Raw genomic sequence first — 13729 nt, 5'->3', positions numbered from 1 at the left:
GACATTAATGTTGCCTGACAGGCTGCTATCGCGAGCAAGCTCGCTCCCACATTGGATGGTTGGCATTTCCAGTACCGAGTCCGGCTGCACAGCCCGGCGAAACTGGCGCCTAGTATATCGACGAAGCCCAACCGCCGTTGGGCTTCGCTCACATTTCTTGCAGTAAAGGCTACTCCAGGGCTTTCCAGATGTCGGTGGCGTATTCCCGAATGGTCCGGTCCGAGGAGAACCAGCCCATGCGCGCGGTGTTGAGCACCGCAGAACGCCACCATTGCTTGGAATCGTGCCACTTCTCTTCGACCTTGGCCTGGGCGTTCCAGTAGGCGTCGAAATCGGCGCAAACCAAGAAGCGGTCGTAATCCACCAACGAGTCCACCAGCCCGGTGTAGCGCATCGGATCGTCCGGCGAGAACACCCCGCCACGAATCGCCTGCAGCACATCGTTGAGCCGATGGGACGCAGCGATGTCCGGCGCGGCGCTGAATTCGCCGTTGCGCTTGCGCGCCTCGACCTGCTCGGCGGTCAGGCCGAAGATGAACATGTGCTCGCCACCGACGCGGTCATGCATTTCCACGTTGGCGCCGTCCATGGTGCCGATGGTCAGCGCACCGTTGAGGCCGAACTTCATGTTGCTGGTGCCCGAAGCTTCGAAACCGGCGGTAGAAATCTGCTCCGACAAATCCGCCGCCGGGATGATGCTTTCGGCCAGGCTGACGTTGTAGTTGGGCAGGAACACCACCTTGAGCAAGCCGCGCACGGTCGGGTCGTTGTTCACCACCCGGGCGATGTCGTTGGTCAGCTTGATGATCAGCTTGGCCTGGTGATAACTGGCGGCGGCCTTGCCGGCGAAGATCTTCACCCGCGGCACCCAGTCCACTTCCGGCTCGGCACGAATCGCCTGGTACAGCGCCACGGTGTGCATCAGGTTGAGCAACTGGCGCTTGTACTCGTGGATCCGCTTGACCTGCACGTCGAACATCGCCGCCGGGTTGACGGCGATGCCCAGTCGTTCATGAATCAAGTAAGCCAGGGCCTTCTTGCTGTGCAGGCGCTGCTCGGCGAACTGCTTGCGAAACGCCGGCTTGTCGGCAAACGGTTCCAGTTCGATCAAGCGCTCCTCGGGGTTGTCGAGCACGCTCGGGCCGAGGGCGTCGACCATCATCGAAGTCAATTCAGCGTTGGCCTGGAACAGCCAGCGGCGGAAGGTGATGCCGTTGGTCTTGTTGTTGATCCGCTCCGGATAGAGTTTGTGCAGCTCGGAGAACACCGTGCTGCGCATCAACTGGGTATGCAGCCCGGACACGCCATTGACGCTGTGGGAACCGAGGAACGCCAGGTTGCCCATGCGCACCCGGCGACCGTTGTCCTCCTCGATCAGCGACACCGCGCGCAGCACGTCGAAATCGTGCACACCCTTGGCCCGCAGCGAATCGATGTGCTGGGCGTTGATCAGGTAGATGATCTGCATGTGCCGGGGCAACATGCGCTCCATCAGCCCCACCGGCCAGGTTTCCAGGGCTTCGGGCAACAGCGTGTGATTGGTATAGGACAGCGTGTCCTGGGTGACCTGCCAGGCCGCGTCCCAGGCCACGTCGTAGACGTCCACCAACTGCCGCATCAACTCGGCCACGGCAATGGACGGGTGCGTGTCGTTGAGCTGGATGGCCGCGTGATCGCCCAGGGTCAGCACCGAGGTGTGCATGTTGCGATGGCGGCGCAGCAAGTCCTGCAACGAGGCGGCGACGAAGAAATATTCCTGGCGCAGGCGCAGTTCCTGCCCGGCTTCGGTGCTGTCGGCTGGGTACAGCACGCGGGAAATACTTTCGGCCCGGGCCACTTCGGCTACGGCGCCGAGGTGGTCGCCGGCATTGAAGCGTTCCAGGTGCAGGTCTTCTACCGCCCGGGCGCGCCACAGGCGCAGGGTGTTGACACTGGCGCCGCGCCAGCCCACCACTGGCGTGTCATAGGCAATGGCCCGCACGGTTTCGGCCGGGGACCAGACCTGGCGGGTCTTGCCGGTGTCGTCGGTCACGGTTTCGACGCTGCCGCCAAAGCCGATCGGGTAGACCACTTCCGGACGCTCGAACTCCCACGGGTTGCCGAAATCCAGCCAGTGCTCGGTCTGCTCCTGCTGCCAACCATCGACAATCGCCTGGCGGAACAAGCCGTGTTCGTAACGAATACCGTAGCCATGGCCGGCGATACCCAGTGTGGACATGCTCTCCATGAAGCACGCCGCCAGGCGGCCAAGGCCACCGTTGCCCAACGCCGCGTCGGGCTCGAGCAGCCGGATACGCTCCAGGTCCACGCCCAACTCAGTCAAGGCCTCACGGGCGGTGTCCAGCAGGCCGAGGTTGCTCAGGCTGTCGTAGAGCAAGCGACCGATGAGAAATTCCAGGGAGAGGTAATAGACCCGCTTCTGGCCCTTGCGGTAGATCTGCCGCGTGTGGTCCATCCAGTGTTCGACCATGTGGTCGCGGGCGGCGAGGGCAATGGCTTCGAACCAATCGTGATCAAACGCATGATCGGGGTCCTTGCCGACGGCATAAGTGAGTTTGGTCAACACGGCGTCGCGAAATGCCGCAACTTCAGCTTCGCGAACAAGTGGTTCTTGAGTCATTGATAAGACCTCGAACGAGCATGGAATTGTCTGAGCCTAGACGGTCTGACAGACGGTACAGGCTCTTGGTTCGGTGGATTTCCCCGAGTGTCGGAGAATCGCCGCCATGGAATTGCCGGATGGTCGAATGAATGCAGGGGCCGTGCCGGTCCCGACAGGTTTTGCCGGGATGCAAAAAAAACCGGCAGATGGTCGTTCAAAATTTCACCAGTCCCGGTATGATCGCGCGCCCTGATGCATGCTGGTAAACCGTGATGATGAAGTCCAACCTGATCGCCGCCGCGGAGATCGACCGACTCGATACCTGGGCCAAGTACTCCGCCCCGATGTGCGGTTCCTGCGTGTCGAGCTGCTGCACGCTGCCGGTGGAGGTCAAGATCAAGGACCTGATCCGCATTGGCATCGTCGATGAGTTCGAACTGGGCGACCCACCGAAGAACATCGCCAAGCGCCTGCAGAAGGAAGGGATCGTCGAGCGCTACAACCAGAAGTCGGAAATCTTCACGCTCCAGCGCATGAGCAACAACGATTGCCTTTATCTGGACCGCAAGAGCCGGCTGTGCACCATTTACGAGAAGCGCCCGGACACCTGCCGCAACCATCCTCGGGTCGGACCACGGCCAGGCTATTGCGCCTACAAGCCCAAGGAAGTGGAGCGCGAGCGCAACCCGCGGACGTTGGATCGATTCTGATCAGCCGTTGGTTATCTAGCGCCTGAACCATCGCCATCGCGAGCAAGCTCGCTCCCACAGGGGATTCATGTCGGACACAGAATCTGTATCCGCTGAAGATCTACTGTGGGAGCGAGCTTGCTCGCGATAGCGCCCTGAAAGCCACTACATAACTTCCAGGCATAAAAAAACGCCCCCGATCTCACGACCGGGGGCGTTTTTTTTCAGCCGCTAACTAAGTCGAGACTCAGTTGCCGCTTTTCTTGGCAGCGCGGGTACGCTCGCTTTCGCCAAGGATTTTCTTACGCAGGCGAATCGACTTAGGCGTCACTTCACACAGCTCGTCTTCCTGCACGAACTCCAGCGCTTGTTCCAAGGTGAACTTGACCGGCGGAACCAGGGCGATGGTTTCGTCCTTGCCCGAAGCACGCATGTTGTCGAGCTTCTTGCCTTTGGTCGGGTTCACGCCCAGGTCGTTGTCGCGGCTGTTCAGGCCGACGATTTGACCTTCGTAGATATCCTGGCCGTGCTCGACGAACAGCTTGCCGCGCGCTTGTAAGGTTTCCAGCGAGTAGGTCAGGGCCTTGCCGGTGGCAACCGATACCAGCACGCCGTTCTGACGGCCGGACATGTCGCCGGACTTCATCACGTCGTAACGATCGAAGATCGAGGTCAGGATGCCGCCACCGGAGGTCAGGGTCAGGAACTCGTTACGGAAACCGATCAGGCCACGGGCCGGGATGTTGTACTCAAGGCGCACACGGCCCTTGCCATCCGGAACCATGTTGGTCAGGTCGCCTTTACGCAGGCCCATTTGTTCCATGATCGCGCCCTGGGATTCTTCCGGCAGGTCGATGGTCACGTTTTCGTACGGTTCGTGCTTGACGCCATCGACCATTCGGATGATCACTTCAGGACGACCCACGCCCATTTCGAAGCCTTCGCGACGCATGGTTTCGATCAGTACCGAGAGGTGCAGCTCACCACGGCCGGAGACTTTGAACTTGTCGGCCGAGTCGCCTTCTTCAACGCGCAGGGCAACGTTGTAGAGCAGCTCTTTGTCCAGGCGTTCCTTGATGTTACGGCTAGTCACGAACTTGCCTTCGCGGCCGCAGAACGGCGAGTCGTTGACCTGGAAGGTCATCGAAACGGTAGGTTCGTCAACGGTCAGCGGCTTCATCGCTTCGACGTTCAGTGGGTCGCACAGGGTGTCGGAGATGAACAGCTGGTCGAAGCCGCTGATGCAGACGATGTCGCCGGCCGCTGCCTCTTCAACGTCGATGCGGTGCAGGCCGTGGTGACCCATCAGCTTGAGGATACGACCGTTGCGCTTCTTGCCTTCAGCGTCGATGGCAACCACCGGGGTGTTCGGCTTGATGCGACCACGGGCGATACGGCCAACACCGATCACACCCAGGAAGCTGTTGTAGTCCAGTGCCGAGATCTGCATCTGGAACGGACCGTCACGGTCGACTTTCGGTGCCGGTACGTCGTCGACGATCGACTGGTACAGCGGGGTCATGTCTTCCGCCATGGCGGTGTGGTCCAGGCCGGCAATGCCGTTCAGGGCCGAGGCGTAGACGACTTTGAAGTCCAGCTGTTCTTCGGTGGCACCCAGGTTGTCGAACAGGTCGAAGATCTGGTCCAGAACCCAGTCCGGACGCGCGCCTGGACGGTCAACCTTGTTGATGACCACGATCGGACGCAGGCCGGCTTCGAACGCCTTCTTGGTCACGAAACGGGTTTGCGGCATAGGGCCGTCTTGAGCGTCAACCAGCAGCAGTACGGAGTCGACCATCGACATCACGCGCTCTACTTCACCACCGAAGTCGGCGTGGCCCGGGGTGTCCACGATGTTGATGTGGTAGCCGTTCCAGTTGATGGCGGTGTTTTTCGCCAGGATGGTAATACCGCGCTCTTTTTCCTGGTCGTTGGAGTCCATCACGCGCTCGTCGTTGAGCTCGTTGCGCTCCAGGGTGCCGGATTGACGCAAGAGTTTGTCTACCAGGGTGGTCTTACCATGGTCAACGTGAGCAATGATGGCGATGTTGCGTAGATTTTCGATCACTTGTGTATCTCGATCAGAGGATTCGGTGTGCTGACAGGTCGTGGCAGCGATTTACGTTGAGTCCGACAGTTACAGCGTGTCGGCGGCGTCGGGGGGCCGGTGACGCAGGCCACAGGCATACAGCCCCGGGCACTTAGCTCGGTCGATAAACGCGCACATTGGCATGCCCCTCACTGAGCAAATGGTGGGCATGCAGGCGACTCATCACGCCTTTGTCGCAATACAGCAGGTACTGGCGAGTAGGGTCCAGTTCCTTGAAACGCGCGTTCACTGCATAGAACGGCATCGTTTTTACCTCGATGCCGGCGACACTCAGCGGGTCGTCTTCAGCGTCATCCGGATGGCGGATGTCGATGATGATCTGACCGGCCAACGCTTCGCCGACTTCTTCAATTTGAACATCCTGGCCCAATTCATCGATCACCCGATCGATCGGCACCAGCCTGGCGTTTTCGAGCGCTCGCTCGAGCACCGCCATGTCGAATTCTTTCTCTTCGTGCTCTACCCGCCCGCGCTTGGCCGCCGTCTTCGGATTGACCGAGATGACGCCACAGTACTCGGGCATGTGCCGGGCAAACTCGGCGGTGCCGATTTCATTGGCCTGGTCGATGATGTCCTGCTTGTGGCTGGCGATCAGTGGACGCAGGACCAGCTTCTCGGTCACGCAGTCGATCACCGACAGGTTCGGCAACGTCTGGCTCGACACCTGGGAGATCGCCTCGCCGGTCACCAGCGCGTCGATTTGCAGGCGGTCGGCAATTCGTGAAGCGGCGCGCAACATCATACGCTTCAAAATGACGCCCATATGACTGTTATCGACTTTGCCGAGAATCTCGCCCAGGACTTCCTCGAACGGCACACTCACAAATAACACGCGTTGGGAGCTGCCGTACTTCTTCCAGATGAAGTGCGCCACTTCCATCACGCCCAATTCATGGGCGCGCCCGCCCAGGTTGAAAAAGCAGAAATGGCTCATCAACCCGCGACGCATGATCTGGTAGGCGGCTACCGTGGAGTCGAAGCCACCGGACATCAGCACCAGGGTCTGCTCCAGCGAACCCAGCGGATAACCGCCGATGCTGTTGTGCTGGCTGTGGATCACGAATAGCCGCTGGTCGCGAATTTCGATGCGGACTTCGACTTCCGGATCTTTCAACGAAATACCGGCCGCGCCGCATTGCCGGCGCAATTGGCTGCCGACGTACTTCTCCACATCCATAGAGCTGAACGCGTGCTTGCCCGCACGCTTGCAACGCACCGAAAAGATCTTGCCGGTCAGTGCGTCACCATAATGAAGCATGCACTTGGCAAGGATGTCGTCGAAATCACCCAACGGATATTCGTCGACTTGCAGAAAATGCGCGATGCCCGGCATGCAGCTCAGGCGCTCGGTCATTTCCTTCAGGACCTTGGGTTCGCTGACACGGGTTTCCAGCTCGAGGTTGTCCCACACGCCATTCACCACCACAGCCGGGTCCAGGTCTCGGAGCACAGCACGGATGTTCTTGGCCAACTGGCGGATGAAACGCATCCGTACCGGGCGGCTCTTGATGGTGATCTCGGGGAAGACTTTTACGATTAGTTTCATGAAAACAGCGCGCGAACGGCCAGCCGAAAAAGGGGGGCGCGGATTATAGCGGAAATTGCTCAAGGTTTAACCAGTTTCTGTGCAGATGGTTTTACATGCACCAAAACAGGTCATTATCGATTGACGGCGCCACATTGCAGTGCGTTATTGTCTGACAATCTGTGATTTACGCCTTTAAAAGCGTGGATTTGGTGCAAAAAACCCATGCTGGGGCACTGGCATGCAATTTGCTCCCTTGTGAGGCAGGTTGCCTTGGCAGAGTATTCGCGCCGGCATCACCCATATCTAAGGGCACTCCACTACCCGCCCGAAGCCACCCGGAGGACATATGTCGAAGTCGGTTCAACTCATCAAAGATCATGACGTCAAGTGGATTGATCTGCGCTTCACTGACACCAAAGGCACTCAACATCACGTGACCATGCCGGCCCGTGATGCGCTGGACGACGAATTCTTCGAAATCGGCAAGATGTTCGACGGTTCCTCCATCTCCGGCTGGAAAGGCATCGAAGCCTCCGACATGATCCTGATGCCGGACGACGAAACCGCCGTCCTGGACCCGTTCACCGAAGAGCCGACCCTGATCCTGGTCTGCGACATCATCGAACCTTCGACCATGCAAGGCTATGACCGCGACCCACGCGCCATCGCCCACCGTGCCGAGGAATACCTGAAGTCCACCGGTATCGGCGACACCGCTTTCTTCGGCCCTGAGCCTGAGTTCTTCATCTTCGACTCGGTCAAGTTCAAGTCCGACATCTCCGGCTCCATGTTCAAGATCTTCTCCGAACAAGGTTCGTGGATGTCCGACCAGGACGTGGAAGGCGGCAACAAAGGCCACCGTCCAGGTATCAAGGGCGGTTACTTCCCGGTTCCACCGTTCGACTTCGACCACGAAATCCGTACCTCCATGTGCAACGCACTGGAAGAAATGGGCCAGACCGTCGAAGTTCACCACCACGAAGTGGCGACTGCCGGCCAGAACGAAATCGGCGTGAAATTCAACACGCTGGTCAAGAAGGCTGACGAAGTACAGACCCTCAAGTACTGCGTACACAACGTGGCTGACGCCTTCGGCCGCACCGCGACCTTCATGCCGAAGCCTCTGTACGGCGACAACGGTTCGGGCATGCACGTTCACATGTCGATCTCCAAGGACGGCAAGAACACCTTCGCAGGCGAAGGCTATGCCGGCCTGTCGGACACCGCCCTGTACTTCATCGGCGGTATCATCAAGCACGGTAAGGCCCTGAACGGCTTCACCAACCCGTCGACCAACTCCTACAAGCGTCTGGTCCCAGGCTTCGAGGCTCCGGTCATGCTGGCCTACTCGGCTCGCAACCGTTCCGCCTCGATCCGTATTCCTTACGTGAACAGCCCTAAAGCCCGCCGTATCGAAGCACGCTTCCCGGATCCGGCTGCCAACCCGTACCTGGCCTTCGCTGCACTGATGATGGCCGGCCTGGATGGTATCCAGAACAAGATCCACCCTGGCGATGCCGCTGACAAAAACCTGTATGACCTGCCGCCTGAAGAGGCCAAGGAAATCCCACAAGTCTGTGGCAGCCTGAAAGAAGCCCTGGAAGAGCTGGACAAGGGCCGTGCGTTCCTGACCAAGGGCGGCGTATTCAGCGATGACTTCATCGACGCTTACATCGCACTGAAAAGCGAAGAAGAAATCAAGGTTCGCACCTTCGTACACCCACTGGAATATGAGCTGTACTACAGCTGCTGATCCAGTAAGCGCCGCCACGCACGGCGTGAACTAAAGAGAGGCCTCCTTCGGGAGGCCTTTTTTATGGGGGCAGGTTAAGTGCATGATGCCTCGTCGCTCCCCCACAGAAGACGAGACTGACCATGACGTTGCGCTTCAAGCTCTGCCTTGCCCTGTCTGCCGCGCTGCTGGCTACCACCGCCGAAGCCGCCTCGACCCGCGCCCCTGACGACCTCACCCCGCTGCTCAACGCCATTGGCGAACGCCTGGCCATCGCCGACCAGGTAGCGTTGAGCAAATGGGACAGTGGCAAACCTGTGGAGGACCGTCAGCGCGAGCGTGAAGTCATTGCCGCCGCCGTTGCCCAGGCGCCGGCCTACAAGTTGAGTGGCGAAACCGTGGAAGCGTTTTTCGCCGCCCAGATAGAAGCCAACAAAATGGTGCAATACATCAACTTGTCCGACTGGGCCCTGGACGGCAAGGCCCCGGACCTGCCACGCCCGGACTTGGTAGGCGAGATCCGCCCACAACTTGATCGACTGCAAAAACGCCTATTGCAGCAACTGGCCGATTTCGCCCCCTACCGCACCGACCCGCACTGCCCGCAATGGCTGGCCCGAGCCACCCACCACAACAAACAGCACCCGATACACAGGCTCGCCTTGATCCGGGCAACCGGCGGACTGTGCGTTTCCCCGAAATCCTGAGCCCCCCTCCCACAGTGGTTTTGCATCGAGCCCAAGATGTGTGCTCACAACCGATCCCCTGTGGGAGCGAGCTTGCTCGCGATGAGGCCGGCACATCCAACACCCCAATGACTGACACGCCGCTATCGCGAGCAAGCTCGCTCCCACAATGGTTTTGCATCGGGCTCAAGATGTGTGCTCACAGCAAATCCCCTGTGGGAGCAACACAACAACTGGGCCAACCATCCGCCCTGGCCTATGCTGCATCCATCACTCTGGTTTTCGGTTGATTTCCCATGGGTCGCGGTTTTTTAATCATCCTGTTGTTGCTGCTGGCGCTGCCTGCCGCCGCGCATATCTACAAGTACACCGACGCCGAGGGCAACACCGCCTACAGCAACCAGCCGCCCCAAGGCGTACCGGCGCAGACAGTGGAGTTGCCACCGCTCAACAGCATCGAACGTCAATCCCCAACCAGCCCGGACACCCCACCAGCCCCCGCGAACAGCGACGAACCGCGCAATGCCTATGAGATCCTGGAACTGATCGACATCCCCACCGAGGAGGCCCTGCGTGCCAACAACGGCACCTTCACCGTGGGCGTGCGTGCCCAACCGCGCCTGCGCAGCCCCCATCTGTTCCGTTTGCTGCTGGACGGACAGCCCTACGGCCAGCCGAGCAACGTGCCGCGCCTGCAATTGATGAATATCGATCGGGGCGAACACAGCCTGGCGGTTCAGGTCATCGACGGAGAGAACCTTGTGCAGCAAAGCGAAACCGTCACGTTCACCGTGCAACGGGTGCACCGACCATGATCCGCTGGTGGCTCGCCCTTGGCCTGGCATTGGCGGCGCTGCCCGGGGTGGCGCAGGTCTACACCTACATCGATGCCCAGGGTAATCGTGTGTTCACCGATCAGCCGCGCCCTGGCAACGCAAAGAAAGTCCAAGTGTCACCCGGCAACCGGATGCCGACGCCGCCGGCGAGCACACCCTCGGCGCCTGCGGCCGAAGCCCGGCCCGAGCCGCTGTTCCATTACGAAATGCTCCGGCTGTTGATACCCGAGCCGGACGCGACAATACGCAGCACCGCAGGCGAACTGATCGTCAGCGTCACCAGCGAGCCCGGCCTTAAAAAAGGCCACCGCTACCGGCTGTTGCTCGACGGCCAGCCGACGGGCGCGCCGGGGCCGAGCCCGGTATTCGCCTTGAGTAACATCGACCGGGGCAGCCATCATCTGGCGGTGGAAATCCTTGACGAGCAGGACCGCATCGTCGAGCGCACCGCCAACCAGCCCTTCCACATGCAGCGCATGTCCCTGGCGCAAAAGCGCCGCATCAAGCCCTGCGCCACGGCCGACTACGGTCAACGGCCCGAGTGCCCTCTCGCCGAAAAACCTGAAGAAGAAAAAAGCAGCATCTTGCCGTTCTTCTAACACCACCCAGACCGACGCACTATATTGGTGCAATAGCTTGCACGATACCCAGATCCAAAACCCATTTTGGTTCGAAAGTACCCGAAAAAGCTGGCAGAACGCCACGCAACCGACCGAAAAACACCCTTTTGAGGCTCTAAACGCTTCTTTTCGGAGCCTTGGTTTGGTTTTTGCATTTTCCTCGCAACAGCGCATTAATCGCGCGCGCAATTTGGGATCGGTCCCCAGTTGCTACGCTCCAAAAGAGGTCCTGATGACCATTAGCGACGCACTACACCGCTTGCTGCTCGACAACCTCACCACCGCGACCATCCTGCTCGACGCAGAATTGCGCCTCGAGTATATGAACCCGGCGGCGGAGATGCTCCTGGCCGTCAGCGGCCAGCGCAGTCACGGGCAGTTCATCAGCGAGCTGTTCACCGAATCCGCCGAAGCGCTCAACTCCCTGCGCCAAGCGGTGGAGCAGGCCCACCCGTTCACCAAGCGTGAGGCGATGCTCACCGCCCTGACCGGCCAGACCCTGACCGTGGATTACGCAGTCACGCCGATCCTGAACAACGGTGCCACTTTGCTGCTGCTGGAAGTCCATCCCCGTGATCGGCTGCTGCGCATCACCAAGGAAGAGGCGCAATTGTCCAAGCAGGAAACCAGCAAGATGCTGGTGCGCGGCCTCGCCCATGAGATCAAGAATCCCCTCGGCGGGATACGTGGCGCGGCGCAGTTGCTCGCCCGCGAACTGCCGGAAGAAAGCCTCAAGGACTACACCAACGTCATCATCGAAGAAGCCGACCGCCTGCGGAACCTGGTGGACCGCATGCTTGGCTCGAACAAGCTGCCATCCCTGGCGATGTGCAACGTCCATGAAGTGCTGGAACGTGTCGGCAGCCTGGTGGAAGCCGAAAGCCAGGGCTGCATCACCTTGGTGCGCGACTATGACCCGAGCATTCCCGATGTCTTGATCGACCGCGAACAAATGATCCAGGCAGTACTGAACATCGTGCGCAACGCCATGCAGGCCATCAGCAGCCAGAACGAACTGCGCCTGGGCCGCATCAGCCTGCGGACCCGCGCCATGCGCCAATTCACCATCGGCCATGTGCGCCATCGCCTGGTGACCAAGATCGAAATCATCGACAACGGCCCGGGCATCCCAGCCGAGCTGCAGGAAACCATCTTTTTCCCCATGGTCAGCGGCCGTCCGGACGGTACCGGGCTGGGCCTGGCCATTACCCAGAACATCATCAGTCAGCATCAGGGCTTGATCGAATGTGAGAGCCACCCCGGCCACACCACCTTCTCGATCTTCCTGCCACTGGAACAAGGAGCCACATCGACATGAGCCGTAGTGAAACCGTGTGGATCGTCGATGACGACCGTTCTATCCGTTGGGTCCTGGAAAAAGCCTTGCAACAGGAAGGCATGACCACCCAGAGCTTCGACAGCGCCGACGGGGTGATGAGTCGCCTGGCGCGTCAGCAACCGGACGTCATCATCTCCGACATCCGCATGCCGGGCGCCAGCGGCCTGGATCTGTTGGCGCGAATTCGCGAACAGCATCCGCGCCTGCCGGTGATCATCATGACCGCCCATTCCGACCTGGACAGCGCCGTGGCGTCTTACCAGGGCGGCGCTTTTGAATACCTGCCCAAGCCATTCGACGTCGACGAAGCGGTGTCGCTAGTCAAGCGCGCCAACCAGCACGCCCAGGAGCAGCAGGGCCTGGAAGAAGTGCCGGCCCTGGCCCGCACCCCGGAAATCATCGGCGAAGCTCCGGCGATGCAGGAAGTGTTTCGCGCCATCGGGCGCTTGAGCCACTCCAACATCACCGTGCTGATCAACGGCGAGTCGGGCACCGGCAAGGAACTGGTGGCCCACGCCCTGCATCGCCACAGTCCACGGGCGGCGTCGCCGTTCATCGCGCTGAACATGGCGGCGATTCCCAAGGACTTGATGGAGTCCGAACTGTTCGGCCACGAGAAAGGCGCGTTCACCGGCGCGGCCAACCTGCGCCGTGGGCGTTTCGAGCAAGCCGACGGCGGCACGCTGTTCCTCGATGAAATCGGAGACATGCCGGCTGACACCCAGACCCGCCTGTTGCGCGTATTGGCCGATGGCGAGTTCTATCGGGTCGGCGGCCATACGCCGGTCAAGGTCGATGTGCGCATCATCGCCGCGACCCACCAGAACCTGGAAACCCTGGTGCACGCCGGCAAATTCCGTGAGGACTTGTTCCATCGCCTGAACGTGATCCGCATCCATATCCCGCGCCTGGCGGACCGTCGTGAAGACATCCCGACCCTGGCCCGGCACTTCCTCAGCCGCGCGGCCCAGGAACTGGCGGTCGAGCCCAAGCTGCTCAAGAGCGAAACCGAGGAATACCTCAAGAACCTGCCATGGCCGGGCAACGTGCGCCAGTTGGAGAACACCTGCCGCTGGATCACGGTGATGGCTTCGGGTCGCGAGGTGCACATCAGCGACCTGCCGCCGGAGCTGTTGAGCCTGCCGCAGGATTCGGCCCCGGTGACCAACTGGGAACAAGCCCTGCGCCAGTGGGCCGACCAGGCCCTGGCCCGTGGCCAGTCGAGCCTGTTGGACAGTGCCGTGCCCAGCTTCGAGCGGATCATGATCGAAACCGCCCTCAAGCACACCGCCGGCCGCCGCCGCGACGCCGCCGTGCTACTGGGCTGGGGCCGCAATACCTTGACCCGCAAGATCAAGGAATTGGGGATGAAGGTCGATGGTGGGGATGATGATGACGGGGATGAGGGCTGATCAGCCTTTGACCCTTCGCTGAATTTGGAGGCCCCATCGCGAGCAAGCTGAACTGGCCTAATGAACCCGGACACCTCTTAAGGGCGATATGATTCGCCCAATCAGGAGGTTTCATGCAAGAGCGAAAGACCTACACCCGCGAGTTCAAGCAACGTGCTGCAAGCATGGTTCTTGA

Annotated in this window: 10 protein-coding genes; 7 read left to right on the top strand and 3 right to left on the bottom strand. The window is 60.3% G+C overall.

Going from position 1 to position 13729, the window contains the following annotated elements; translation table 11 throughout:
- Window positions 1–169: 169 nt before the first annotated feature.
- Window positions 170–2620, bottom strand: coding sequence for a glycogen/starch/alpha-glucan phosphorylase (locus ACIPQ1_RS17855; RefSeq protein ID WP_411386240.1), 2451 nt, complete (start codon window positions 2618–2620; stop codon window positions 170–172).
- A 254-nt stretch (window positions 2621–2874) separates the two neighbouring features.
- Between ACIPQ1_RS17855 and ACIPQ1_RS17850 the strand changes: the two genes are divergently transcribed.
- Window positions 2875–3312, top strand: coding sequence for a YkgJ family cysteine cluster protein (locus tag ACIPQ1_RS17850; RefSeq protein WP_134922476.1), 438 nt, complete (start codon window positions 2875–2877; stop codon window positions 3310–3312).
- A gap of 226 nt (window positions 3313–3538) precedes the next feature.
- On the opposite strand, the gene typA is transcribed toward ACIPQ1_RS17850, so the two are convergent.
- Window positions 3539–5359: a translational GTPase TypA gene (typA, locus tag ACIPQ1_RS17845; protein ID WP_250961897.1), complete on the bottom strand. Its 1821-nt coding sequence runs from the start codon at window positions 5357–5359 to the stop codon at window positions 3539–3541.
- Window positions 5360–5492: 133 nt separating this feature from the next.
- Entirely contained in the window at window positions 5493–6947 is a 1455-nt protein-coding gene (gene thiI / locus ACIPQ1_RS17840) for a tRNA uracil 4-sulfurtransferase ThiI (protein ID WP_250961896.1), read from the bottom strand.
- A 328-nt stretch (window positions 6948–7275) separates the two neighbouring features.
- Between thiI and glnA the strand changes: the two genes are divergently transcribed.
- The 6 genes from glnA (at window position 7276) to ntrC (ending at window position 13554) form a co-directional block, all read left to right on the top strand.
- Window positions 7276–8682 carry a type I glutamate--ammonia ligase gene (glnA, locus tag ACIPQ1_RS17835; RefSeq protein WP_057449143.1) on the top strand — a complete coding sequence of 469 codons (1407 nt, stop codon included), beginning with the start codon at window positions 7276–7278 and terminating at the stop codon, window positions 8680–8682.
- Between the two features lie 122 nt (window positions 8683–8804).
- The gene (locus ACIPQ1_RS17830; RefSeq protein WP_411386238.1) at window positions 8805–9368 is read left to right on the top strand and encodes a chorismate mutase; all 564 of its coding nucleotides are present in this window, start codon (window positions 8805–8807) and stop codon (window positions 9366–9368) included.
- 275 nt (window positions 9369–9643) lie between these two features.
- Window positions 9644–10162: a DUF4124 domain-containing protein gene (locus ACIPQ1_RS17825; protein WP_250961894.1), complete on the top strand. Its 519-nt coding sequence runs from the start codon at window positions 9644–9646 to the stop codon at window positions 10160–10162.
- Complete coding sequence (locus tag ACIPQ1_RS17820) at window positions 10159–10782, top strand: DUF4124 domain-containing protein (RefSeq protein ID WP_250961893.1); 624 nt, start codon at window positions 10159–10161, stop codon at window positions 10780–10782. The genes ACIPQ1_RS17825 and ACIPQ1_RS17820 overlap by 4 nt, the downstream gene beginning before the upstream one ends.
- Before the next feature lie 253 nt (window positions 10783–11035).
- Complete coding sequence (gene glnL, locus ACIPQ1_RS17815; protein WP_003186732.1) at window positions 11036–12121, top strand: nitrogen regulation protein NR(II); 1086 nt, start codon at window positions 11036–11038, stop codon at window positions 12119–12121.
- Complete coding sequence (ntrC, locus tag ACIPQ1_RS17810; protein ID WP_186706133.1) at window positions 12118–13554, top strand: nitrogen regulation protein NR(I); 1437 nt, start codon at window positions 12118–12120, stop codon at window positions 13552–13554. The genes glnL and ntrC overlap by 4 nt, the downstream gene beginning before the upstream one ends.
- Window positions 13555–13729: the final 175 nt, after the last annotated feature.

This window comes from Pseudomonas sp. LARHCG127, assembly GCF_052871455.1.
This window is presented reverse-complemented; position numbering and strand designations above follow the sequence as displayed.